Below are 24,058 nucleotides of genomic sequence, written 5' to 3'. Positions count from 1 at the left end.
GCTATGTTTGTAAGACTGATAAAACTATTAATGATTTTAGTATTAATTACTTTGCCATTAAATTTAAAAGCAGAAGTATTGGTTAAGCAATGTAGTGACAGTGATATCAAAGGCAAATTCAATTTAATTATTTATTCAAACTCCTTCATAAATGATCCTGAAACATTTATAATTCTTGACAGAGTTGATGACAATATTAAAATAGCTCCATATGCTCCAGATTTTAAATACAGAGCAATTGAAAACCTAGACGAAAAAGAGGCTTTAAAAATTGCCAATGAGATTTTGAAAAGTTCTTCTGTTAGCACAATAAAATGTTCGGCCATTTATGATAATGGGAATATAATAGGTTACGAGCTAAAGCCAATTTATTTTTTATGGATATTTGGAGTATTAGAGCCCGTTGAAACAGTTTACAAAAAAGAAGGTAACTCTATATTGATTTTTATCAGACTAAACCCACGAGTGGAAAGACAGCTTAATTCTGGAGGCGATTCAGTCAGAGATAATTAAGTTCTTTTAAATTCTCCACTTTTCCCTCCGGCTTTGTAAATAAGCTTTATCTCATCAATTTCCATTTCTTTGTCAACCGCTTTACACATGTCATAAATTGTTAAAGCTGCTAAAGAGGTTGCAACCATTGCTTCCATTTCAACTCCTGTTTGAGCTGTTGTTTTAACAGTTGTTTTTATTTTAACCTGTGATTTCTCTTCATCTGCTTCAAAATCAATCTCAACAGATGTAATTGGAAGAGGATGACAGAGAGGGATAAGATGTGGAGTCATCTTTGCAGCCATAATTCCAGCAAGACGGGCAACCTGAAAAACATCACCCTTTGCAATCTCTTTATTCAAAATCATTTTTAGTGTCTCAGGCTTCATTTTAACAATGCCTTCAGTAATGGCAATCCTCTCAGTTACAGCTTTGCCTGTAACATCAACCATCCTTGCTCTTCCTTTTTCATCAAAATGTGTAAACTTCATCTTTCCTGCTCTGTTGGTCTGATTAAAAGTTCGTTTACCGAGACATATTCAGGCTGAGTTACCACATAGTATATTGCTTCTGCCACATCAACTGCCTTAAGAGCTCTCATTGAAGCTCTGCTTCTTATCCATTCCTCTGGCATATTTTCACCCCATTCGGTTGTCACAACACCCGGCTCTATTACTGTAACACGGATGTTGTATTTTATCAACTCCTTGCGAATTGATTCAGAAAAACCAACAACTGCCCATTTTGTAGCACAGTATACAGACCATCCTGGAATTCCCACTCTTCCAGCAACTGAAGAAATATTTACAATATGACCGCTCCTCTGAGGAATCATCATTTTTACAGCCATGTGAGTGCAATGAATAAGACCTGTAAGATTCAGATCAATCACTTCTTTCCATTCCTTCGGTGAGCCATGTTCAATGTAGTTAAAAATTCCTCTTCCAGCATTGTTTACTAAAATATCAACTCGCTGAAAATAAGACTTTACCTTTTCAAATACTTTTTCTACTTCTTCAGCCTTTGTAAGGTCTGCAGGTACACTTATTACATCTACTCCATATTTTTTCAACTTTTGCGTAACATTGTTTAACAATTCATGAGACCTTGCTACTAAAACAAGATTAGCTCCCTGAGTGGCAAATTTTTCAGCAGTTGCCAATCCTATTCCTTTTGATGCCCCTGTTATAACTGCAATTTTTCCTTTAATGGACTGCATCTTGAGCCCCTCCTTTCTTTTTATAAATAGGTTTACGGAAAAAGAAAACAGTTGCAATCATTGAGATCATTCCAACACTTAGTATCCAGAATGCTTCATTAAAAGCTATTGCCTGTGCCTGTCTTATAAGTTCCCTATAAATTGCTCCCTCAGGTGGAAGAAATGCTCTTGTTTGCAAATATTCATTCAGTTTTTCAATGGCAATTTGATAGGGAATATCATAGGGAGTAAGATTCTCAATGAGTCTAAACTGATGAAACTGGGCTCTTTGAGATACAATTGTTGTAACTATTGCAGTTCCAACAGATCCTCCAATGTTTCGTATAACAGCACTCAGTGGTGTTGCATCCTGCATTTTTTCTTTTGGAATGTATGCTACTGTCAATGCCGCAAGTGGAGTTATAACAAAAGCCATACCAAGAGCCAGAACAGCTCTTGGATATACAAAATCCCAGAATCCTGCCTGAAGATTAAATAAACTCATAAGATGAGTTGAATAGGCACACATTATAATACCAAAGGCAAGTGGTATCTTCGGATTTATTCGGTCAGATATCTTACCGCTTATTGGAAAAGCTATAAATTGAATTAGTCCAGCAGGTCCAAGAACCAGTCCTGCTAAAAATGCCGTATATCCCATTAAATTTTGAACATAAATGGGCAAAAGAATAATACTGCCAAAGAGGTTTACAAAGGTAAAAAACATTACAAGATTTCCAAAAAAGAAGTTTTTATCTTTAAAAAGTCTGAAATTAACAATCGGATGTTCTGCTCTTTTTAGTTCCCACCACAAAAGCAACCCAAGGCTAACAACACTTATGATTGACAGAGTAACAATAAAATTTGATTCAAACCAGTCTTCCCTTTCACCTTTGTCAAGAACAACCTGAAGGCATCCAATCCCCAGAGCTAGAAGGATTATACCGGGGTAGTCAACTTTTAGTTTTTCTCTTTTAAGATAAGGTGGATCCTCTATAACCAGATAGGTCATTAAAATAGAGATGATACCGACAGGAATGTTTATATAATAAATCCATCGCCATGAAAAGTTATCAGCTATCCAGCCTCCAACAATTGGACCAAGTATTGGTGCCATAATTATTCCCATTCCGTAAATTGCCATTGCTGTGCCGTATTTTTCTTTTGGAAAAACTTCAAGAAGTATGCTCTGACTTAAAGGTTGAAGACCCCCTCCGCCAATGCCCTGAAGAATTCTGAAAAATATAAGAGATGAAAGACTCCAGGAGATTCCACATAAAAATGAAGAAATTGTAAAGAGAGATATGGAAAAAATCAAATAGTTCTTCCTTCCAAAAACTCTACTTAACCATCCAGCCATTGGAATTACAACTGCATTGGAAACAAGATAAGATGTAATAATCCATGTTGACTCATCAACTCCTGCTGAAAGACTTCCCTGAATGTGTCTCAGTGCAACATTATTTATGGTTGTATCAAGAATCTCTATAAAGGTAGGAAGCATCACTGTGAGAACTATCCAGAACCTTTTCATTTAAATATTATAAAAAAATAAATGTAAGTTAGCAATAACTTTATCAGGGAAAAATAAAAAGAGTTCAGGTACTACCTGAACTCTTTAATTACAAAATAAATAGATTCAATTAATTTGCAGAAACTGAAGTTACCAGAGCAGCATTTACCTTTTTCATTAATCTTGAAATTTTTCTTGATGCTGTATTTTTATGAATGATACCTTTTGAAGCTGCTCTACTAATTATTTTTATTGCTTCTTTTAATACCGATTGAATTATTTCTTGATTATTTTGGGCAATTGCTTCTTCAACCTTCTTAATTGAGGTTTTAATTCTGGTCTTCCATGCCTGATTTCTCAATCTTCTTTTTTTGTTCTGTCTTATTCTCTTCAGTACCGATTTACTTCTCTTTTTAACTGTTGATCTCTTAGTTGCCAATTTGCCCTCCTTAAATGAGTATTAATTTTTTAAATTAGCACAGTTTCCATAAATGTTTCAACATCTGTTAAAATTATTTTCATGTTAAAGTTTGGGATATCGCCTTGTCCAAATGATACATTCATATTTTTTGGGATAATTGAAAAAAAAGTAAACACCTATGGACTAAACTTTGATTTTGTAATTGAAGATGTAGAATCTTTAAATTCTTTATGTCTTAAAAAAGAGCTTGATATTTCAAAAATTTCATCCCATGCCATTTATTATCTTCAAAAAGATTATGAACTTCTATCCTCAGGTGGAGCTCTATCTGAATTTGGTCCTGTTGTGATTGCAAAAGATTTAGAAAAAATTAAAAATATTTCAACTGTTAAAGTTGCCCTGCCTGGTAGACTCACAACTGCTTCTTTGCTTATGTGGCTTTATTGGCAAAAAAACTTTTCTCAAAAAAAATACGAACTGAAATTTATGCCTTTTTATGAGATTATTGATAAAGTTGCTAAAGGGGAGGCAGATCTTGGAGTTGTTATTCATGAAGGAAGATTTATCTATTCCTTGAAAGGGCTTAAACTGGTAGCTGATCTTGGTGAGTTCTGGATGGAGGAAACTCTTTTACCAATTCCTCTTGGCTGCATCGTGTCCAGAAAGTCATTGAATATAAAAGAAACTGTTGAAAAAATTATAAAGGAAAGTCTCAACTATGCCTACTCTCATTTTGATGAAGCTATGGATTTTACTAAAAAATACTCCCAAGAAATTAGTGAAGATGTTATAAAATTACATATTCAATGCTATGTTAATGACTTTACTTTTGATATGGGACAAAAAGGCATACAAGCAATAAATGAATTAATCAAGAAGATACAGGAGCATGGAATATGGTCATAGATGAATTTATTAAAGAGCCAAGAATTGCCTATTTTTCAATGGAAATAGGAATAATACCAGAGATGCATACATACAGTGGAGGACTTGGCATTTTAGCAGGTGATACTTTGAAATCAGCTGCTGATCTGAGAATTCCAATGGTAGGAGTTACATTAATTCATAAAATGGGATATTTCAGGCAGGAACTTGATCCCTTTGGCAGACAAATTGAGCATCCTGACCCATGGGATATTGAAAAATATCTAACCAGACTTGATGTAATGGTTACAGTTACTATAGAAAATAAACCAGTTTATGTAACTGCATGGCTCTATGTCATAGAAAGCGGAACTGGCGGAAGGGTGCCTGTATTATTTCTTGACACAGATATTCCGGAAAATGAACCAAATTATAGAACTCTCACCCACTATCTTTATGGAGGAGATTTAGAGTATCGTCTTAAACAGGAAATTGTTCTTGGAATAGGAGGAGTAAGAATTCTTAATGAACTTGGTTTTGAAATAAAAAAATATCACATGAATGAAGGACATTCAAGTTTTCTAACTCTGGAACTTCTTCAGAGATTTAAAAGACCTATTGAAGAAGTATGGTCTGATGAACTTGTATGGGATATAGAAAAAGTTAAAGAGTTATGCGTTTTTACTACACACACTCCAGTTGCTGCAGGACATGACAGATTTCCCTACGAAGTTGTTGAAAAAATAATGGGTGAAGTGGTTCCTTTATGGCTACTGAAAAAGCTTGCAGGAGATGGAATGTTGAACATGACTCTGTTGGGATTTAATCTAAGTGAATACATCAATGGTGTATCAAAAAAACATGAAGAGGTCTCGGAAAAGATGTTCCCTGGATATGAAATACATGCCATAACAAATGGAGTACACTCCTACACATGGGTATCAGAGCCTTTCAAACAACTTTATAATAAACATCTTCCGGGATGGGCAAATGAACCTGAAATATTTGTAAGAGCATGGAAAATTCCTGAGGAAGAACTCTGGGATGCCCATATGCAGGCAAAAAAACATTTAATTGATTATGTAAACAGACTCACCAGTGCAAATTTAAACTATGATACCTTTACAATAGGATTTGCAAGAAGAGCAACTCCTTATAAGAGAGCAGACCTTCTAATGTCTGATCCTGAAAGACTTGCAATGATTGGAGAAGGAAGAATTCAGATTATATACGCCGGTAAAGCTCATCCAAAAGATGAAGGTGGAAAAAAACTGATTCAAAAAATTTTTGAAGTAAAAGAAAGGTTAAAAGACAGGGTTAAAGTTGTTTATTTACCAAACTATGACATGGCAATGGCAATGAAACTTGTTGCAGGGGTTGATATATGGCTTAATAACCCTCAAAAACCCCATGAAGCTTCTGGTACATCTGGAATGAAGGCAGCACACAATGGTGTTCCCAATTTAAGTGTTCTTGACGGATGGTGGATTGAAGGATGGATTGAAGGTTATACTGGCTGGGCAATTGGAACTCTGGAAGAAAGTTCAGATTCAAAAAGAGATGCCGAGGATTTGTACTATAAACTTTCCAGTGAAATATTACCTCTATTCTATGAAAATCGCCATATCTGGGTAAAAATAATGAAAAATGCAATTGCTTTAAATGCCTATTATTTCAATACCCATAGAATGGTCAGATTTTATGTAACTGAAGCTTATATAAGATAGTCCTATCCAAAATACCAATTAAGCAAGCTTTCGCCGAAAAACAAACAGACACAGGCACCAAGAGAAAGAAATGGTCCAAATGGAATCTTTCTATTTCCTGTCTTTTTTAAGATTACAATACCAACAATTGAGCCAGCTAAACTCCCAATAAAAATTGTAAGCAATGCTGCCTTCCATCCAAGAAATGCTCCTACTGCTGCATTGAGCTTTATGTCTCCTCCGCCCATCCCTCCTCTGGTTATCAATGAAACGATTAAAAGACTCCCTCCACCAATAACTATGCCAATCAAGGAATCTTTAATATCATAAGCTAAGTTTATTGAATTATGAGGCAGAAGGGATAAAATAATACCTAAAAAAATCAAGGGAATTGAAATCTCATCAGGAATAATCTGAAAATCAAAGTCAATAAATGAAATAACTATCAAAGCTGAGATAAAAATTAAAACAAATGGTAAAGAAATTGTCAAACCAAAATTTAAATATGCTAAAACATAGAAAATACCATTTAATATCTCAACAACTGGATATCTCAAAGAAATTTTTGCTCCACAATAAGCACATTTACCTTTAAGTATGACAAAACTTAAAACTGGTATATTATGCCACCATTTAATTGAATTACCACAGGAAGGACAGAATGATGAAGGTTTGATTATTGATAGCTTTCTTGGTATTCTGTAAATGCATACATTTAAAAAAGAACCAATTACAAGCCCTAAAATAAATATCAGAACTTCCACTTACTGAGGTCCTCAAGATCACTTAATCTTTTCTTTATCTCCTCTATCTGAGTTTCTACTTCTTTTACTTGTCTTACTAAGCTTGATATTTTTTCACTTTCTTTAATATTTAAATCAGTTGCCCATGCATCATATATTTCTTTACCAATTGATTTGAGAAAGGCATCTCTTTTTGTATTAAGTTTATTCATTTCACTAATAAGTTTTAAAACATTGATTTCAATCTTCACTCTTTCAGAGAGAACCTGAGCCCAGAACTTAAATGTTTTAAGCCCCTGTAAGAAATCTCGCTTAATTGTCTCAAGCATTTCTATCCAACCTGATCAAGATGCCGTATTTTAAAACTAACACCCAAAGAGTTTGCAAGTTCTTCACATTTTTTTAAATCAACCTCTCTAACATCTACAACAGTCACCTGCACCTTAGGGACAAATTCTTTGGCATCTTTTATAAATTCAATCACAGCTTCATAGGCATCGGGATTTGCGGGATTACATATTCTGTTGTAAGTTTCTTTATCCTGTGCATTTAAACTTATTGAAATAGAATCAATAAGACCTGCAAGTTCTGGCAAAATCTTTCGATCATGAATTAAATTTCCCTGTCCGTTTGTATTTATTCTCACTCTGCCGCCATGCTCTTTTATCCATTTTGCAACCTCTTTAATTAAATCAAGCCTTAAAAATGGCTCACCATAGCCGCAAAAGACAATTTCCTTGTAATTCTTAGGATCTCCTATTGCCTCTATGAGTTCTGCTGATGAAGGCTCTCTCTCTAGTCTTAAATTGTGTCCTTTTACATAGTCAGTGTGAAATCTCACACAGAATCTGCACACATTTGTGCATCTATTTGTTACATTTAAATAAAGAGTATCTCTTATTTTGTAAGCAATCTCACCTTTGGGAAGGTTTCCAATTTGAAAAAGTTTGTAAGTGTTTACAGTAGTTATTCTGTCAATATCTTCAACTGTTACTCCTCTTAATTCTGCCAATTCTCTGGCTGTGTAAATTAAAAAAGCAGGTTCATTTCCTTTTCCTCTCATTGGCTCAGGAGCAAGATATGGTGCATCTGTCTCAATTAATAGATAATCATCAGGCACAAACTGAGCAACTTCTTTAATTTTCTTTGCATTTTTAAAAGTAACAACTCCAGAGATTGATATTAAAAATCCAAGTTCAATAGCTTTTTTTGCTTGCGACAGATTTCCACTAAAACAATGCAAAACTCCTCGACTGACACCTGATTCTTTCAAAATCTTTATTGTATCATCAAAGGCTTCTCTTGAATGGACTACTACAGGTAATCCTAAATCCCGTGCAAGTTCAAGCTGACGGACAAAAGCGGATTTTTGAGCTTCTCTTGGAGAATTGTCATAGTGATAATCAAGTCCTATTTCTCCTATTGCAATGACCTTCGGGTGTCTACTAAGTTCAAATATTTTTTTCAAAACTTTATCGTTAAAATCCTTTGCATCATGAGGATGAATTCCCACTGTTGCATAAACCATCGGATATTGTTCTGCAATTTTTACTACTTCATCAAGACTTTCAACATCTGAAGCAACTGTGACAATAGTGCTAACTCCTGAATCATAGGCACGCCTTACTACATCGGAAAGTTCCTCTTTAAACATCTCAAGATGGCAGTGGCTGTCAATCATGCTCCAAACTTCCTCAACCTCAAAGTATTGGCAAGAACCAAAGGCATAATTGCTGTAGCTGGAATTATTCCAAGTTCTCCTTTAAAGCATTCTCTTTCTGTAAATCCATTAACCAATCCACCAAGTACATAGGGCGAGTTAATCAGCAGAGGCACAGGATGCCAGCTATGAGCTTTAAGTAAACTTGGAGTGCTGTGATCCCCTGTAATAACCAGTGTATCAGGATTCAATGAGACAATCTCAGGCAAGTAGTTGTCAAATTCTTCAATTTTCTTTACCTTACCTTCAAAGTTTCCATCTTCACCAAAAGAATCAATCTTTTTAATGTGAACAAAAACAAAATCATAGTCTTTATAAACTTTTTTCAGAGTTTCCACTTCTTCCTTTATATCACCTTCTACTGACAAAGTCTCCATTCCAAGAAGTCTTGTAATTCCACGATACATGGGATATACTGCTATGGAACAAGCTTTGAGTCTGTATTTTTCTTCAAAGGAAGGAATATGGGGAAGAGCAGAAAAACCTCTTAATAAAACATAGTTTGCCTTTTCTTCATTCTTAAGAATTTCTCTTGCTCTTTCAATGAATTTTTTTGCTATCTCTGAAACTTCTCTTGATTCCTCGTTCAAAGGAATTGGTTGTGCCGGAGGTTTTCCTTCCTTTTGCGGATCTGTATCTGTAACCATTGCCTGTTTTTCAGTAATGTTTTTAGGAAAACGCATTACAAGGCAAAATCTGTGTTCCTTTCCCGGTTTTAAAATAATTTTAACATCATCAATTTCTTTAATCTGCTCTGATAATTTTGCTGTAAGCTCTATATTTTTCTCTGTTGGTATTCTTCCTGCTCTTCTGTCAACAATTATATCATCTTTTAGCGTAGCATAATTACATCTTAATGCAACATCTGTTTTTTGAAGTTCTATACCAAGTCCCAGTGCTTCAAGAACACCTCTTCCGATTTCATACTTTAGAGGATCGTATCCAAAAACTCCAAAATGGCCAGGACCACTTCCAGGTGTTATTCCATAAGCCACAGGAATATGCATACCACAGGCAGAAACTCTTGCAAGGGCGTCAAGGTTTGGTTTGTTTGCTGCCTCAAGCTCTGTTTTTCCATTTACAGGAAGTCCACCTATTCCATCAAGAATTATAAAAATTATCTTCCTATCATTTTTCTGAATCAATGATGATATATCCATAACTCACCTCACAAAATGAGATAATTAAATATAACAAAAAAGATATGCTTAGAGAAACATCGTTGACAAATTCATTTTTTTTAACGATAAAATAAGACTTATGCAAATAATTGATTTTCATACTCATGCCTTCCCAGATGAGATTGCAGAAAGAGCAATAAAAAAACTTGAAGAAAACAGTAAAGTCAAAGCTGTTCTTAATGGAACATTGGATGACCTTCTTCGGTCAATGGATAAAAATCATGTAACAAAATCCGTTATATGTAATATTGCTACAAGACCAGAACAGTTTAACTCAATTCTTAAATGGAGTGATAAAATTCGCTCTGATAGAATTATTCCTTTGCCATCTATTCATCCTGAAGATAAGAATTTAAAAGAACATATTAGGCTAATCAAAAAAGAAGGTTTTTATGGAATAAAAATGCATCCTTTTTATCAGGACTTTGCCATTGATGATGAAAAAGTCTATCCTATTTATGAAGCATTGATTGAAAATGACCTTTTAATTGTGATGCACTGTGGTTATGATATAGCCTTTCCTGAGTGGAATATTGCTTCTCCATCAAGAATAATGAATGTTATAAATCATTTTCCTAAACTCAAATTTGTAGCTACACATCTTGGAGCATGGAAACAGTGGGATGAGGTGGAAAAATTAATGATAGGAAAACCAATATACATGGAAATCTCTTTTTCCTTTGGATGGATACCTGATGAAAAAATCAAAGAATTAATTCTCAAACATCCAGAAAATTACATACTATTTGGAACTGATTCTCCCTGGGCAGACCAGGGTAAGGAAATAGAGAATCTCAAAAAACTTGGTCTTTCTGAAGAGTTATTAGACAAAATCTACTATATCAATGCTGAAATTCTACTCAAATGATTACAAAACTTCCAAGAGCTTTTATTGTAAGTTTTAAGGATTTCTACAATGATGAAGGAGTCTTTTTGAGCTCCTCCCTTGCATTTTTTTCAATCCTTTCAATCATTCCTTTAAGCATGTTTATTGTCAATGTTTTAGTTAATATTATGCAGGAAGAGAGAGTTGTAAGATTCGTGTACTCTAAATTAATTGCATTTTTCCCTGCAATAGAATTACAGATGATTAAGGAACTAAGAAATATTTTAGCCTCAAAAGAAGTAAGCAGTATTTCTATTATACTTTATGGTATTTTTTCTTTACAGCTTTTTACAGCAGTTGAGTTTTCTCTAAACAAAATTTTTAGAACTCCTAAAAAAAGACATTTTCTGGCATCTATTGCAATGTCATTCTTTATAATACTTCTTATTACATTTACAGTGGCAGCTTCATTTGCCCTAACATATCTTATCAGAGTTTTCCAGCCTCCAGAGTTTTCTGGATTGAAGACCCTGCTTATTTTCTTTCTTAAACACATTCTTCCTTTCCTGTTAATGTTTGTTATAGCAAGCTTACTTTATAAAATTCTGCCTAATAAAAAAATTAAACTCTCTTCAATTCTAACAGGAGCAGCAGTAACAACAGTATTGATAGAGATAGCTAAATATGTTTTTGCTTTTTATGTTTTAAAAATTATTAAAATAGGCTCTCTCTATGGCTCTGTATCAACCTTTCTTGCTCTTCTTATGTGGCTTTTTTATGGATGGGCGGTTTTTCTTTATGGTGCAGAACTAATTAAAAATATAGAGAAAAAATGATGAAAACAGCTTTAACAATAGGAGCTTCTGATCCTACATCTGGAGCAGGAATCCAGTTGGATTTAAAAGTTTTTTATTCCCTTGACATCTATGGATTGAGTATCCTAACTGCTGTTACTGCCCAAAGTACATCAGAGTTTGTTTTAACCCATCCTGTGCCTCCAGAAGTTATAGAAGCCCAGTTTGAAGTTCTCTTAAAAGATATAAAACCATTTGGAGCAAAAACAGGAATGCTTTACAGTAAAGAAGCTTTACAGTGCATAGTCGAAAAAATAAAAAAATTCAATATAAAAAATCTTGTAATTGATCCTGTAATTACCTCTACTTTGGGAGCAAAATTAATAGAAAACAATGCGTTAAAAATTTTAAAAGAAGAACTCATTCCTCTCTCAATTGCTGTTACAGCAAACATTCCTGAGGCAGAGACACTCACAGAAGTAAAGATTGAAAAAATAGAGGATGTTTATAGAGCTTCAGAAAAACTTTATCAACTTGGATCAAATTTTGCTATAATCAAAGGAGGACATCTTGAGGAAAAAGCAATTGATATACTTTACGATGGGAAAAATTTTTATAAAATAGAAAGCGAAAAATATCCAGGCGAGTTTCATGGAACTGGATGTGCTTTTTCTTCTGCTTTTCTGTCTTTTTTATGTCTTAATTATGAACCCAAAGAGGCTTTTAAGGCTGCAAAAAATTTTGTTAAAAATGCTATCATAAATTCCCTGAAGTTAGGGAAAGGTATGCGTTTATTGAAAATATAATTTAGGAGGAAAACATGGGAAACATTGTTCTTGAAACAAATATTGAAGGTGTTAAATTTCTCAGAAGAGGGAAAGTAAGAGATATTTATGAAGTAGGAGACTATCTTTTAATTGTGGCGACAGACAGAGTTTCTGCTTTTGATGTAGTGCTTCCAACAGGAATTCCAGGTAAGGGAAAGGTGTTAACGCAAATTTCTCTATTCTGGTTTAATATGGTAAAAGACATAATTGAAAATCATATTGTTTCAGCTAATGTAGATGAATTTCCCGAACCTCTTAGAAAATATAAAGATATTCTAGAAGGAAGAAGTATGCTTGTAAAAAAAGCAAAACCTCTTCCTGTAGAATGCATAGTCCGTGGATATATAACTGGTTCAGGATGGAAGGATTATCAGAAAACAGGCATGATTTGTGGAATTAAACTTCCTGAGGGGCTTGTGGAATCTCAAAAACTTCCTGAGCCGATTTACACACCAAGCACAAAGGCTGAAAAGGGACATGATATAAATATAAGTTTTGATGAAACTGTGAAAATTCTTGGCGAAGAAGTAGCTAAAAAAATAAAAGACATATCAATTTCAATCTATAAAAAGGCATCTGAAATCGCAGAAAAAAAGGGTATTATAATTGCTGATACAAAAATGGAATTTGGTTTTTATAATGAACAACTCATACTAATTGACGAACTTTTAACACCTGATTCATCAAGATTCTGGGCAGTGAAAAATTATGTACCAGGAAAACCTCAGGACAGCTATGATAAGCAAATTGTAAGAGATTATTTAATTTCTATAAACTGGGACAAAAAGCCACCTGCACCACCATTACCAGATGAAATTGTAAAAAAGACTGCTGAAAGATATGAAGAAATATTCAGGATTCTAACTTCCTGAGGATTTCTCTTACAGCATTGAGATTTTTTAAATCATCTTCAGGAGATTTTTTAGGTGTCTCGAGAATTAAAGGCACATTGGAGAGTTCTTTTATCTTTAAAAATCTTTCAAAGCCTGATATTCCAATGTGCCCTTTTCCAATATGTTCGTGCCTGTCAATTCCAGAACCTGCAGGTGCTTTTGAATCGTTAAGATGGATTAACTTAATTAAACCAAAAGAGCCAGATTGAAAAACCTCTTCAATAAACTTTGATATTCCATCTTCGCCAGATATATCATATCCGGCTGCAAAAAGATGACAGGTGTCAATACAAATTCCGCCAATGTTTTCACTTTCAATTTTTTGAAGTGTTTCAATCAAATCAGGAATCTGAGATGTTATTTTACTTTTTGCTGTATTTTCTATGAGAATTTTACATTTTTCAAGCTTTCCTATTTTGCTGAAACCTTCTTTAGTTTTAGCATAAATCTCATCCTTGTCCATATCTTTGTTGTCCTTTAAATGAATTACATAATAGTCTGCACCCAGAGCATCTGCCATTAAGACTTCTCTTTTTAAAAGATATCTTGAAGAGGCAATTGTCTTTGGTTTTGATGAGATAAGATTTATCAGATAAGAGGCATGAATAACTAAAGGATTCAATCCATGAAGTTTTCTAAGTCTTTTAAACTCATCAATAACTTGTTCTTCATACTCTGGAATTTCCCAGATCCTGGGACTATGAAGAAATATCTGAAATGTTGTACATTGAAGCTGAACAGCTTCTTCTATGGAATTAATTAAAGTGTTTTTAATTGAAGTATGAACGCCAAGAGGTCTCAAATTAAAAAATCTCTTTTATTTTTTAATAATTTTTTGCTGTTCTCTAAAATAAAAAATTTAAGGCGACGGCCGGATTCGAACCGGCGCATGGCGGTTTTGCAGACCGCTCCCTTAGCCGCTTGGGTACGTCGCCAATAAAAAAAAGCGGGTGGCGGGATTCGAACCCGTGACCCCAACCTTGGCAAGGTTGTGCTCTACCAGCTGAGCTACACCCGCATTTAATTAACTCTTTTTTTAGGATCAAGAGAATCTATAATTTTCTCAAAGACCTCTAATTGCTGTTCCATATTGTCTAATTTTAATTCTAACTCTTTTATCCTTCTATTTGCAAATTCTTCAAGTGCTTCAGCTTTTTTCAATAAATTTTCTCTCATCTCTTCAAATTCTTTTATGAGCTTATTGATTTTTTTAAGCTCCCTTTTCTTCTTCCATTTTTTTAAGAAGGATAACATGTAAAAAATTATCATAAAACATTTCTCTTTGTCAATGCACTAAGTATAAGCTATAGAAACTTTTATAAATAATGCTCCATTGTGGTATATTAAAGTTATGCCTAAAATTAAAATTCTCAATTTTTATCCAGTATTTTATGTTGCAGGTTTTATAATTGTATTAACTGAATTTATTTTACATATTCACGGTAAAAGTATCTGTACTACTCAAGGATGCAGAATTGTTGAAAGCTTTGTTAAAGGAGGAGACCTTATCCTTCTTATTTCAGGATTAGCGCTATTTATAACTTTAATCTTTGTTTCTCTTTATAAATTTCCTCCAAAAATTCAACCATTGATTGAGTATTTTCATTCCGGTATTCTTATTTTAGCTTTGTCTGTAGAGGGTTATTTACTTGGTTTTCAAAGCTTTGTCGTTAGAGAATTTTGTATTTTTTGTATTACCGTATTTGGAATTATTTTATTAAGCTGTTTATTTAGACTTATTAGAAAAAGATTTGAAATAATCTATGCATTTAGTTGTTTTATTAGCATATTTCTCATAACCTATTTTGTAAATCCAGAAATTGGACAGATTCCCTCTTCCCAGTACGTTCTCATATATTCTAAGGAATGTCAACATTGTGAAGAAGTAATACAGTTCTGTAAAACTCATTCAATTTCAGTTCAAGCTATTGAAGCAAAAGAAATTACAGGTGCTCTTAGAACTTTGAAAATACAGCATGTTCCAGTACTATTCTGTGATGAAGGGGCAACAAAAAAATTCATTATAGGGCAGGATAATATTAAAGAGTATCTTCTAAGCAATATCTCTCAAAAAGATATTCAGGAAGGTTTCTGTCCTATTTTTGAAAAAGAGAAATGTCAGTAAGAAGTTCTTTAAGTCTTGATGCATTTTTCACAGCGTATCCCATATAATCATTGTCAAAGTAAACAAATGTAGGCTTATTCCATGTGTTAATCTTTCTAACCCATTCTTTCAACTCTTCCTCTGTATATTCTGAAGCATAAAGTCTCTGAGAGCCATGAAGTCTAACATAGATAAAATCTGCTGTAACTACCTCATAATAGGGAAATCGTCCAGCAGAATCTGCTATGCAAAAGGCAATGTTGTTTTGTTTCAAAATTTCAAAAAATTTATCATGAATGAATGTTTTATTTCTAACTTCAATTGTATACTTATAGGTTTTGTCTAACATAGAAATGAAATCATCAACTAATGTTTCGTCAAACTTTAATCCTGGAGGAAGTTGAATTAGAATAACTCCAAGTTTTTCTTTTAAAGTTGAATACTTCTGAATAAAGCTTTCAATATAGAGTTTGTCAACTTTAAGTCTTTTAAAATGTGTTATCTGTCTTGAAAGTTTAACTGAAAATAGAAAATTTTTTGGTGTTGAATTATACCATTTCTGAAAAGTTGATGTTCTTACATCTCTGTAAAAAGTGACATTAATCTCAACTGTTGAGAAATACTTGGAGTAATAATAAAGCCAGTCTGAATATTTTAATTCTGCAGGATAAAAAATTCCTCTCCAGTGTGCGTATTGCCAGCCGGATGTACCAATATGATAATTTAGTCTTCTCTGTAAAGCTTGCTCCATAAATCTTCATAATAAAACAACTTTTTAAATAGCCATGTTCTATTGTTTAAATTCCACTCTACTGTAGATTTTAATCCTGATTCAAAGCTTGTTACCGGAGACCAGCCTGTTCTGTTTTTTATTTTTTCACTGCATATGGCAACTCTTTTTTCATGTCCTGGACGATCTGGAACAAATTTTATCAGACTTTCAGGTTTATCAAGAATTTTTAATATTCGCCTTACAATCTCTATAACTGAAAATCGTTCTCCACTTCCCACATTATATACATCTCCAGGTTTACCTTTTTCCAGAACCGCAAAAATTGCTCTAACACAATCACAAAGATAAAGCCATTCACGAATTATATCACCTGTTCCATACACCGGAATTTGCTCGTTACGTAAAGCTCTAAGTATTGTCATAGGTATGAGTCTTTCAGGATTCTGCCAGGGACCATATATACTACATAGTCTTAAGGTTATAACAGGAATTTGCAATGCTCTCCAGTAAACCTGTCCAAGCATATCAGCTGATGCCTTGCTTACAGCATAGGGAGAACGAGGATTTAGAGGACAGTCTTCATCTCTTTCTCCTTCCCTAATATCTCCATATTCTTCATAAGAAGTAATGTTTACAAATTTTTCTACTTCAAATTCTTTAACAAGATCAAGAAGACATATGGTTCCTATAATGTTTGTTTCCATAAAAATACTCGGATCTATGACTGATTTATCAATATTTGTCTCAGATGCAAAATGTAAGATTACTTCTGGTTTATGTTTTTTAAATATTTTTCTTAATTCTTGCTTATCAAGAATATCTATATTATAAAAATCTATTCTGTCTTGAATAGGTTTAAGCCTTTCCAAATCACCTGCATAAGTCAATTTATCAACAACTATAACCTTCCAGCCTTTTCTTGCAGCTAATCTTACAAAATCACTTCCTATAAAACCAGCTCCTCCTGTTACAAGAACTTTCATATCTCAAGCCTCCTAAAAAATTCTTACTAAATTATACCAAAAATAAGCATGGATGTTTTAAAATAAATTTTATCAGTATCCTAATAAACAAAGGAGGTGTTGAGTCAGATGCCCATATATGAGTATGAATGCATGGAATGCCACAAAATTCACGAAGTTATTCAAAAATTTAGTGATAAACCTTTAAAAAATTGCCCTGTTTGTGGTGGAGAACTTAAAAAACTTATATCCCTTTCTTCTTTTGTGTTGAAGGGAACTGGCTGGTATGTAACAGATTATGCAAGAAAAAATAATTCAGAGAATACTTCTAATTCAAACAATTCCGATAAAACTTCCAAAAAATCAGAGGAAAAATCTACATAGATGGAAAACCTGCACATTCATGTTCCATACAGTAAAATTTACGATTACATTGATATAATTCAGAAAGAAAAATTTAACCTTGAAATATACTTTGACTCTCAATCACTTGATTGTATTACACAAAAAGATATAACAGAACTTAAGAGGGTTCTTTCCTATGAACCCTCTTTGTCTTTCCATGCACCTTTTATGGATCTTTCACCTGGTGCAGTTGATTCAAAAGTAAGAGAAGTTACAATTGAGAGATTTAATCAGGTTTTTGATATTGCTGAAATTCTTAAGCCAAAATCAATAGTTTTTCATTCAGGTTATGAAAAGTGGAAATATGCTTTCAAAGTAGATGTATGGCTTCAAGCAAGCCTTAAAACATGGGAAAGAATTTTACCAAGAGCAGAAAGATTAAACATTAAAATTGCAATAGAAAATATTTTTGAAGAAGACCCTGAAAATCTGAAAATGCTTGTTGAGAAACTCTATTGTCCTTATTTTGGAATATGTTTAGACACAGGACACTTTAATCTTTTTTCAAAAAAGAGCATTGAAGAATGGCTTAACTCATTGGATAAATATATAATTGAACTTCACTTACACGACAATAATAAACAGTTTGATGAGCATCTCTGTATTGGATGTGGTTCCTTTGATTTTGAAAAATTTTTTGGATTATTCAAAAATAAAAACTGTATTTACACAATAGAAGCTCATAGTCCTGAAGATGTTTTTAAAAGTATAAAAAAATTTAATGAATTGATAAAATAAAAAGAGTTATGGTATTTTATTTTTTAAACTTATAAAATAAGGATAGAGCCATGGCTAAAATGAAAGGTGCAGAAATTTTAATTGAGTGCCTAAAAAGAGAGGGTGTAAAACATATTTTTGGTTACCCTGGTGGAGTAATACTCGATATTTTTGACCTTCTTTACGATGATCCGGATATAAAACTAATTCTTACGAGACATGAACAGGGTGCAACTCATGCTGCTGACGGATATGCAAGAGTTAGTGGAAAACCTGGAGTTGTTCTCGTAACAAGTGGTCCTGGAGCAACCAATACTGTAACCGGAATTGCAAATGCCTATATGGACTCTGTTCCCCTTGTTATTTTTACAGGTCAGGTTCCTACATTTTTAATTGGAAATGACGCATTTCAGGAAGCAGATATTGTAGGAATTACTAGACCATGCACTAAATACAATATTCTTGTGAAAGACGTTAAGGACCTCGCACGGCAAGTAAGAGAAGCTTTTTACATCGCAACAACTGGCAGACCAGGTCCTGTTCTTATAGATCTTCCTAAGGATGTCACACAGGGAAAAACAGAGTTTATTTGGCCAGAAAAAGTTTACATAAGAAGCTATAATCCAACCTATGAAGGCAATTTTTACATGATAAAAAAAGCAGCACAGGAAATAGCTAAAGCCAAAAAACCTGTCATTATTGCTGGTGGTGGATGTATAATTTCCAATGCTCATGAATATCTTAAAGAACTTGCAGAGATTACTCAAATCCCTGTTGCCAATACTTTAATGGGGCTTGGCAGTTTCCCACGCACCCATGAGCTTTCACTTGGAATGCTCGGAATGCACGGAACATATTATGCCAATATGGCAGTTCAGAATTCCGATTTAATCATTGCAATTGGAATGAGATTTGATGATAGAGTAACAGGGAAAACAGATGCCTTTGCACCTCAGGCAAAGATAATTCATATAGATATTGATCCCACATCAATTCGTAAAAATGTAAGAGTTGATATTCCAATAGTTGGAGATGTTAGCAGAGTTCTTCAGGTATTAAATAAAATCCTCAAAGAAGAAATAAAACCTCAATGGGAAGAGATTAGAAAGGCATGGCTCAAACAGATAAATCAATGGAAAAAGGAAAGACCTCTTACATATGAATTTGACCCTGAAGTTATAAAGCCTCAGTATGTTATTGAAAAAATATATGAAGTTACAAAAGGCGATGCAATTATTACAACAGAGGTTGGACAGAATCAGATGTGGACAGCACAGTTTTACAAATTTGACAAACCCCGCAGACTTGTAACCTCAGGTGGACTTGGCACCATGGGATATGGATTTCCTGCTGCAATTGGTGCTCAACTTGCTTTTCCTGATATGACAGTTATCGACATAGCAGGAGATGGAAGTATTCAGATGAATATACAGGAACTCGCAACAGCAGTAGTTTATGATTTACCTGTAAAAGTGGCAATACTTAATAACAGCTATCTTGGAATGGTCAGACAATGGCAGGAAATCTTTTATAATGAAAGGTACTCTCATACCTATCTAAGTACAGCACCAGACTTTGTAAAGGTTGCAGAAGCTTATGGTGCTGTTGGGTTAAGAGCAACTAAACCAAGCGAAGTTGAACCAGTTATAAAAGAAGCCTTATCAATAAGAAAACCTGTATTTATGGATTTCGTTGTTGACTGGAAAGAGAAAGTTTATCCTATGGTACCGCCTGGAGCTCCTATTGATCAGATGATCTTTGAAGAGAAGAAAAAAGAACGGAAACTTAAAGCAGTAAAATAGGGGGCAACTGTGAGACATACAATCTCAGTGCTTGTAGAAAACAAATTTGGTGTTTTAGCGAGAATAGCAGGACTTTTTAGTGGTAGAGGTTATAATATAGAAAGTCTATCAGTAGGAGAAACTATAGATCCCAATATCTCCATAATGACAATTGTAACAACAGGAGATGATAGAGTTATTGAACAGATTACAAAACAACTTAACAGACTCGTTGATGTTATTAAAGTTGTTGATTTAACTGAAATAGACCATGTGGAAAGGGAAATGGTTTTAATTAAAGTTGCACCAAGAAAGGAAAACAGACTTGAAGTTTTGAAAACAGTTGAAATATTTCGTGGAAGAGTGGTTGATTCAGGTCCAACAACCTATACAATAGAAGTAACAGGAGATGAAAAAAAGATTCAAGCCTTTATTGAGCTTATGAAACCAATGGGAATAAAGGAATTTGTTAGAACAGGCAAAGTAGCCATTCCAAGAGAGATTTCACAAAGAAAATAACAACAATTTTTATAACAAGGAGGAAAAATGGCAAATATGGGGAAGGTTTACATTATTGATGTAACAAATAGAGATGGAGTTCAGACTTCACGAATACTTCTTCCAAAGCTTTCAAAAACAATGCTCAATTTATATCTTGATGAAATGGGTGTTTACCAGAGTGAAATTGGATTTCCTACTTTAAAACATGAAGTAAACTATATCAATGCCAATCTTGAACTTGCTGAAATGGGTGTATTAAAAAGAATTCATCTTGAAGGATGGGCAAGAGCAATTCCAGAAGATGTGGAATTAGCTTTTAAGAATTGTCCAAAACTTAAACATCTTAATCTTTCAATTTCCACCTCTGAAATCATGATACAGGGAAAATTTCAGGGAAGAAAAACATGGGATGACATTGTAAAAAGCATGTACAATGCTGTCAAACTTGCAAAAGAACTTGGAGCAGAAACAGTTGGATTCAATGCAGAGGATGCATCCCGTACTGAACTCAGCAGACTCATTGAATTCATCCTTGCAGGAAAAGAAGCAGGTGGAGATAGATTCCGCTATTGCGATACACTTGGATGCGAAGATCCGATTACAATTTACGAGAGAATTCACACGCTTGCTCTCGCAACAAAATTTCCCATTGAAATGCACTGTCATAATGACCTTGGCATGGCTGAAGCAGTTTCTGTTGCAGGAGCTCAAGCAACAGTGGAAGCAGGTGTAGACAGTTACATAAATACAACTATAAATGGATATGGTGAAAGAGCTGGAAATGCCGATTTAGTCTCTACAATACTGGCTCTTAAGTTTTCTCATGGGCTTAAAGAAAAATGTCCTCTTGATGAGCATATAAATCTTAAAATGGCTTGGAAAATTGCCAGATATGCTTCCTATGCTTTCAATATCCCTATTCCGATAAATCAACCTGGAGTTGGTGCAAATGCCTTTGCCCATGAATCAGGAATTCATGCTGATGGAGTTTTAAAAGACAGATCAAATTATGAACTTTACTCTCCAGAAGATGTTGGTCGTGGAGAACCAGAACTTCTTGAAACAGGAAGAATCATCACTACAGGAGAATATGGTGGAATAAAAGGATTCAGATATGTATATAGCAAACTCGGTATAGAGTTTCACGATGATGCTGAAGCAAGAAAAATTCTTGAACTTGTCCAATATGCAAATTTACATACTCAAAAACCTCTTACTGATGATGAGCTTAGATTTATAGCCCAATATCCTGACATTGTCAGGCAAATTCTCACAGTAACACCTTAGGAGGAACTATAGAATGTATACTGTTACTCTTATTCCAGGAGATGGAATAGGTCCTGAGATATCAGAAGCAATGAAAAAAGTCGTTGAAGCAACAGGAGTAAAAATTAATTGGGAAATTCAAAATGCCGGTGAAGAAGTATATTTAAAAGAAGGGAATCCACTTCCTGAAAGAGTGATAGATTCAATTAAAAAGAATAAGATTGCCATAAAAGGACCTATAACAACGCCTGTTGGAACAGGTTTTAGAAGCGTTAATGTTTCTTTAAGGCAAGCTCTTGATCTTTATGCCTGCGTGAGACCGTGTAAAAGCTTTAAAGGTGCAAGGACAAAATATGAAAATGTTGATCTTGTAATAATAAGAGAGAATACCGAAGACCTCTATGCTGGTATTGAGTTTAAGAAAGGTGAACCAGAAACTATAGACTTGATAAAATTTATTGAAGAAAAAACCACCAAAAAAATCAGGCATGACTCTGGAATAAGCATTAAACCAATATCAGTTTTCGGCACAGAAAGAATTGTAAGATTTGCCTTTGAGTATGCAAGAAAAAATAGTCGCAAAAAAGTTACTGCTGTGCATAAGGCAAATATTATGAAATACTCTGATGGGCTTTTTCTTGAAGTTGCAAGAGAAGTTGCAACCAGATATCCGGATATAGAATTTGAAGACAAAATTGTTGACAACATGTGTATGCAACTTGTTCAAAAACCAGAGCTATATGATGTATTGGTGCTGCCCAATCTCTACGGTGATATTATAAGTGATCTTGCAGCTGGATTAATTGGTGGACTTGGATTGGCACCAGGTGCAAATATTGGTGATGAATATGCAGTTTTTGAACCAACCCATGGAAGTGCACCAAAATACAAAGGATTGAATAAAGTAAATCCTTTTGCAATAATATTAAGTGCAGTTATGATGTTAAACCATATTGGTGAAAAAGAAGCTGCCTCTAAAATAGAGAAAGCAATTTCAGAAATTATCAAAGAAGGTAAATATGTAACATATGATATGAAATCACCTGAAGACCCAAATCCACCTGTAGGAACACAGGAGGTAGCAGAGGCACTGATTGAGAAGATTAAATCTTATTAGTTTATGAATGAAGTATTTTTAATATTTCTTTTAATTTTTCTAAACGGTCTGTTTGCTGCTTCTGAAATTGGTGTTGTTACACTGAGAAGATCGAGACTGAAACAACTAATTGAAGAAAAGACTCCAAATGCTGAAGTTGTTCAAAAATTTAAAGAAAATCCAGATCAATTTCTTGCAACTATTCAGGTTGGGATTACACTCATCGGAAGTCTTGCCTCAGCTCTGGCAGGTGCCTATGCAGTAAAGAATATAAAGCCTTTGATTGAAATTTTACCATTCAGTTTTTTAAGAGTATCAGCTGAAGCAATCTCTATAGGAATAGTAGTTATTCTGGTTACATATTTCTCGACAGTACTGGGGGAATTAATTCCAAAGTCCATTGCCCTTTCACATCCTGAATGGATAAGTTTAAAAACTGCAAAGTTTATTGATAAGTTTTCAAAATTGACATTTATTTTTGTAAAAATTCTCACAGTGAGTACAAACTTTCTTCTTAAACCTTTTGGACTTAAAGCATTCTCACAGAGAGGCTTTATTTCACAGGAAGAATTAAAACTTTTAATTGAAGAGGGAGAAGAAAAAGGAATATTTGAACCTGATGAACGTCAGCTTATACATAGTGCATTCAGTTTTAGCGAAATCACAGTTAAAGAAATAATGGTTCCTGCTCCTCAAATGGTTACTGTCAGCATTTACATGAGTATTGATGAGATTAAAGAAATTATTATGGATGAGAAGTTTTCAAGATATCCTGCGCTTGGCAAAGACCTTAATGACATTAGAGGAATTCTTCATGCAAAAGATTTTTACAATGCTCTTATTAAAAATCCAGAAAACTTAGATATAAAGAGACTTCTTAAACCTCCCATGTTTGTTCCCGAGACAATGAAAATAAACATACTCCTTAAGGAAATGCAAAAGAAAAGAGTTCACATGGCACTGGTTGTTGACGAATACGGTGTTGTAACAGGACTTGTAACACTTGAAGATATTATTGAAGAGCTCGTAGGTGAAATAAGAGATGAGTATGATACTGAAACGCCAGTAATCACTCTCCCAGATGGTTCAATGATAATCGATGCAACCATTTCAATAAGAGATTTAAAAGAGGACTACGGAATAGAGATTGAAGAATCAGAAGAGTATGATACACTTGGAGGATTTATTCTTACTACACTTCAAAGAATTCCACGTGTTGGTGACACAGTAGATATTGATGGTAAAGTTTTTAAAGTAATTGAAATGGTTGGACAAAGAATATCAAAAATAAAGTATTCTACGATAAAAGAATAAG

Annotated in this window: 27 protein-coding genes and 2 tRNA genes; 15 read left to right on the top strand and 14 right to left on the bottom strand. The window is 34.0% G+C overall.

Going from position 1 to position 24,058, the window contains the following annotated elements; genetic code table 11:
• Positions 1-3: 3 nt before the first annotated feature.
• Positions 4-513: a hypothetical protein gene (locus tag TAGGR_RS05665; RefSeq protein ID WP_059176355.1), complete on the top strand. Its 510-nt coding sequence runs from the start codon at positions 4-6 to the stop codon at positions 511-513.
• On the opposite strand, the gene moaC is transcribed toward TAGGR_RS05665, so the two are convergent.
• From moaC to rpsT, 4 genes are all read right to left on the bottom strand, one after another.
• On the bottom strand, positions 510-983 hold the full coding sequence (gene moaC / locus TAGGR_RS05660) for a cyclic pyranopterin monophosphate synthase MoaC (RefSeq protein WP_059176354.1): 474 nt from the start codon (positions 981-983) through the stop codon (positions 510-512). The two genes, TAGGR_RS05665 and moaC, sit on opposite strands and share 4 nt — an antisense overlap.
• Positions 980-1,711 carry an SDR family oxidoreductase gene (locus TAGGR_RS05655; protein ID WP_059176353.1) on the bottom strand — a complete coding sequence of 244 codons (732 nt, stop codon included), beginning with the start codon at positions 1,709-1,711 and terminating at the stop codon, positions 980-982. Before TAGGR_RS05655 ends, moaC begins: the two co-directional genes overlap by 4 nt.
• Entirely contained in the window at positions 1,698-3,224 is a 1,527-nt protein-coding gene (locus TAGGR_RS05650; RefSeq protein WP_059176352.1) for a DHA2 family efflux MFS transporter permease subunit, read from the bottom strand. Before TAGGR_RS05650 ends, TAGGR_RS05655 begins: the two co-directional genes overlap by 14 nt.
• A gap of 109 nt (positions 3,225-3,333) precedes the next feature.
• Entirely contained in the window at positions 3,334-3,642 is a 309-nt protein-coding gene (gene rpsT, locus TAGGR_RS05645) for a 30S ribosomal protein S20 (protein ID WP_059176351.1), read from the bottom strand.
• Between the two features lie 81 nt (positions 3,643-3,723).
• On the opposite strand from rpsT, the gene TAGGR_RS05640 reads away from it, so the two are divergent.
• On the top strand, positions 3,724-4,530 hold the full coding sequence (locus tag TAGGR_RS05640; protein ID WP_059176350.1) for a 1,4-dihydroxy-6-naphtoate synthase: 807 nt from the start codon (positions 3,724-3,726) through the stop codon (positions 4,528-4,530).
• Entirely contained in the window at positions 4,521-6,215 is a 1,695-nt protein-coding gene (glgP, locus tag TAGGR_RS05635; RefSeq protein WP_059176349.1) for an alpha-glucan family phosphorylase, read from the top strand. Before TAGGR_RS05640 ends, glgP begins: the two co-directional genes overlap by 10 nt.
• Positions 6,216-6,217: 2 nt before the next feature.
• Here the strand turns inward: glgP and TAGGR_RS05630 are convergent, their stop codons facing one another.
• Genes TAGGR_RS05630 through TAGGR_RS05615 form a run of 4 tightly spaced genes read right to left on the bottom strand, consistent with a single transcriptional unit; the run spans position 6,218 to position 9,817 of the window.
• Entirely contained in the window at positions 6,218-6,958 is a 741-nt protein-coding gene (locus tag TAGGR_RS05630) for a prepilin peptidase (protein ID WP_059176348.1), read from the bottom strand.
• Positions 6,946-7,266, bottom strand: a complete 321-nt coding sequence (locus TAGGR_RS05625; protein WP_059176347.1) for a hypothetical protein — start codon at positions 7,264-7,266, stop codon at positions 6,946-6,948. The genes TAGGR_RS05630 and TAGGR_RS05625 overlap by 13 nt, the downstream gene beginning before the upstream one ends.
• Before the next feature lie 2 nt (positions 7,267-7,268).
• On the bottom strand, positions 7,269-8,618 hold the full coding sequence (locus TAGGR_RS05620; protein ID WP_059176346.1) for a TatD family hydrolase: 1,350 nt from the start codon (positions 8,616-8,618) through the stop codon (positions 7,269-7,271).
• Positions 8,615-9,817, bottom strand: a complete 1,203-nt coding sequence (locus TAGGR_RS05615) for a 2,3-bisphosphoglycerate-independent phosphoglycerate mutase (protein ID WP_059176345.1) — start codon at positions 9,815-9,817, stop codon at positions 8,615-8,617. Before TAGGR_RS05615 ends, TAGGR_RS05620 begins: the two co-directional genes overlap by 4 nt.
• 100 nt (positions 9,818-9,917) lie before the next feature.
• Here TAGGR_RS05615 and TAGGR_RS05610 point away from each other — a divergent pair, with 100 nt between their 5' ends.
• The 4 genes from TAGGR_RS05610 to TAGGR_RS05595 are packed head-to-tail and all read left to right on the top strand — an operon-like array spanning position 9,918 to position 13,157.
• Positions 9,918-10,706 carry an amidohydrolase family protein gene (locus TAGGR_RS05610; RefSeq protein WP_059176344.1) on the top strand — a complete coding sequence of 263 codons (789 nt, stop codon included), beginning with the start codon at positions 9,918-9,920 and terminating at the stop codon, positions 10,704-10,706.
• A complete protein-coding gene (locus TAGGR_RS05605) occupies positions 10,703-11,500 on the top strand; it encodes a YihY/virulence factor BrkB family protein (RefSeq protein ID WP_059176343.1) in 798 nt (265 codons plus the stop codon). Before TAGGR_RS05610 ends, TAGGR_RS05605 begins: the two co-directional genes overlap by 4 nt.
• Positions 11,500-12,264, top strand: coding sequence for a bifunctional hydroxymethylpyrimidine kinase/phosphomethylpyrimidine kinase (thiD, locus tag TAGGR_RS05600; RefSeq protein WP_059176342.1), 765 nt, complete (start codon positions 11,500-11,502; stop codon positions 12,262-12,264). The genes TAGGR_RS05605 and thiD overlap by 1 nt, the downstream gene beginning before the upstream one ends.
• A 14-nt stretch (positions 12,265-12,278) precedes the next feature.
• On the top strand, positions 12,279-13,157 hold the full coding sequence (locus tag TAGGR_RS05595) for a phosphoribosylaminoimidazolesuccinocarboxamide synthase (protein ID WP_059176341.1): 879 nt from the start codon (positions 12,279-12,281) through the stop codon (positions 13,155-13,157).
• Here TAGGR_RS05595 and TAGGR_RS05590 read toward each other — a convergent pair.
• From TAGGR_RS05590 to TAGGR_RS05575, 4 genes are all read right to left on the bottom strand, one after another.
• Entirely contained in the window at positions 13,138-13,980 is an 843-nt protein-coding gene (locus tag TAGGR_RS05590) for a deoxyribonuclease IV (protein ID WP_059176340.1), read from the bottom strand. The two genes, TAGGR_RS05595 and TAGGR_RS05590, sit on opposite strands and share 20 nt — an antisense overlap.
• 60 nt (positions 13,981-14,040) lie before the next feature.
• Positions 14,041-14,113: transfer RNA gene (locus TAGGR_RS05585), tRNA-Cys, on the bottom strand.
• A gap of 10 nt (positions 14,114-14,123) precedes the next feature.
• Positions 14,124-14,196 (bottom strand) — tRNA-Gly (locus TAGGR_RS05580).
• A 2-nt stretch (positions 14,197-14,198) separates the two neighbouring features.
• The gene (locus tag TAGGR_RS05575; protein WP_059176339.1) at positions 14,199-14,447 is read right to left on the bottom strand and encodes a hypothetical protein; all 249 of its coding nucleotides are present in this window, start codon (positions 14,445-14,447) and stop codon (positions 14,199-14,201) included.
• 82 nt (positions 14,448-14,529) lie between these two features.
• Between TAGGR_RS05575 and TAGGR_RS05570 the strand changes: the two genes are divergently transcribed.
• Complete coding sequence (locus TAGGR_RS05570; RefSeq protein ID WP_059176338.1) at positions 14,530-15,303, top strand: hypothetical protein; 774 nt, start codon at positions 14,530-14,532, stop codon at positions 15,301-15,303.
• Here TAGGR_RS05570 and TAGGR_RS05565 read toward each other — a convergent pair.
• Positions 15,275-16,033, bottom strand: coding sequence for a DUF72 domain-containing protein (locus TAGGR_RS05565; protein ID WP_059176337.1), 759 nt, complete (start codon positions 16,031-16,033; stop codon positions 15,275-15,277). The genes TAGGR_RS05570 and TAGGR_RS05565 overlap by 29 nt on opposite strands.
• Positions 16,006-16,998, bottom strand: a complete 993-nt coding sequence (locus tag TAGGR_RS05560) for a dTDP-glucose 4,6-dehydratase (RefSeq protein ID WP_059176336.1) — start codon at positions 16,996-16,998, stop codon at positions 16,006-16,008. Before TAGGR_RS05560 ends, TAGGR_RS05565 begins: the two co-directional genes overlap by 28 nt.
• A 108-nt stretch (positions 16,999-17,106) precedes the next feature.
• Between TAGGR_RS05560 and TAGGR_RS05555 the strand changes: the two genes are divergently transcribed.
• The 7 genes from TAGGR_RS05555 to TAGGR_RS05525 are packed head-to-tail and all read left to right on the top strand — an operon-like array spanning position 17,107 to position 24,057.
• A complete protein-coding gene (locus TAGGR_RS05555; RefSeq protein ID WP_059176335.1) occupies positions 17,107-17,361 on the top strand; it encodes an FmdB family zinc ribbon protein in 255 nt (84 codons plus the stop codon).
• The gene (locus TAGGR_RS05550) at positions 17,362-18,120 is read left to right on the top strand and encodes a sugar phosphate isomerase/epimerase family protein (RefSeq protein WP_059176334.1); all 759 of its coding nucleotides are present in this window, start codon (positions 17,362-17,364) and stop codon (positions 18,118-18,120) included.
• A 50-nt stretch (positions 18,121-18,170) separates the two neighbouring features.
• The gene (gene ilvB / locus TAGGR_RS05545; protein ID WP_059176333.1) at positions 18,171-19,901 is read left to right on the top strand and encodes a biosynthetic-type acetolactate synthase large subunit; all 1,731 of its coding nucleotides are present in this window, start codon (positions 18,171-18,173) and stop codon (positions 19,899-19,901) included.
• Positions 19,902-19,910: 9 nt separating this feature from the next.
• Positions 19,911-20,399 carry an acetolactate synthase small subunit gene (ilvN, locus tag TAGGR_RS10455; RefSeq protein WP_059176332.1) on the top strand — a complete coding sequence of 163 codons (489 nt, stop codon included), beginning with the start codon at positions 19,911-19,913 and terminating at the stop codon, positions 20,397-20,399.
• Between the two features lie 36 nt (positions 20,400-20,435).
• Positions 20,436-21,668: a LeuA family protein gene (locus tag TAGGR_RS05535; protein WP_059176563.1), complete on the top strand. Its 1,233-nt coding sequence runs from the start codon at positions 20,436-20,438 to the stop codon at positions 21,666-21,668.
• A gap of 13 nt (positions 21,669-21,681) precedes the next feature.
• Positions 21,682-22,764 (top strand): isocitrate/isopropylmalate dehydrogenase family protein, encoded by a 1,083-nt coding sequence (locus TAGGR_RS05530; RefSeq protein ID WP_059176331.1) that lies wholly within the window; start codon positions 21,682-21,684, stop codon positions 22,762-22,764.
• Between the two features lie 3 nt (positions 22,765-22,767).
• Positions 22,768-24,057 carry a hemolysin family protein gene (locus TAGGR_RS05525; protein ID WP_059176330.1) on the top strand — a complete coding sequence of 430 codons (1,290 nt, stop codon included), beginning with the start codon at positions 22,768-22,770 and terminating at the stop codon, positions 24,055-24,057.
• Position 24,058 lies beyond the last annotated feature (1 nt).

Origin of the sequence: Thermodesulfovibrio aggregans, from assembly GCF_001514535.1 — a bacterium.
Classification (GTDB): domain Bacteria; phylum Nitrospirota; class Thermodesulfovibrionia; order Thermodesulfovibrionales; family Thermodesulfovibrionaceae; genus Thermodesulfovibrio; species Thermodesulfovibrio aggregans.
The sequence above is the reverse complement of the archived record's forward strand: the minus strand, read 5'-3'. Positions and strand labels throughout refer to the sequence as shown.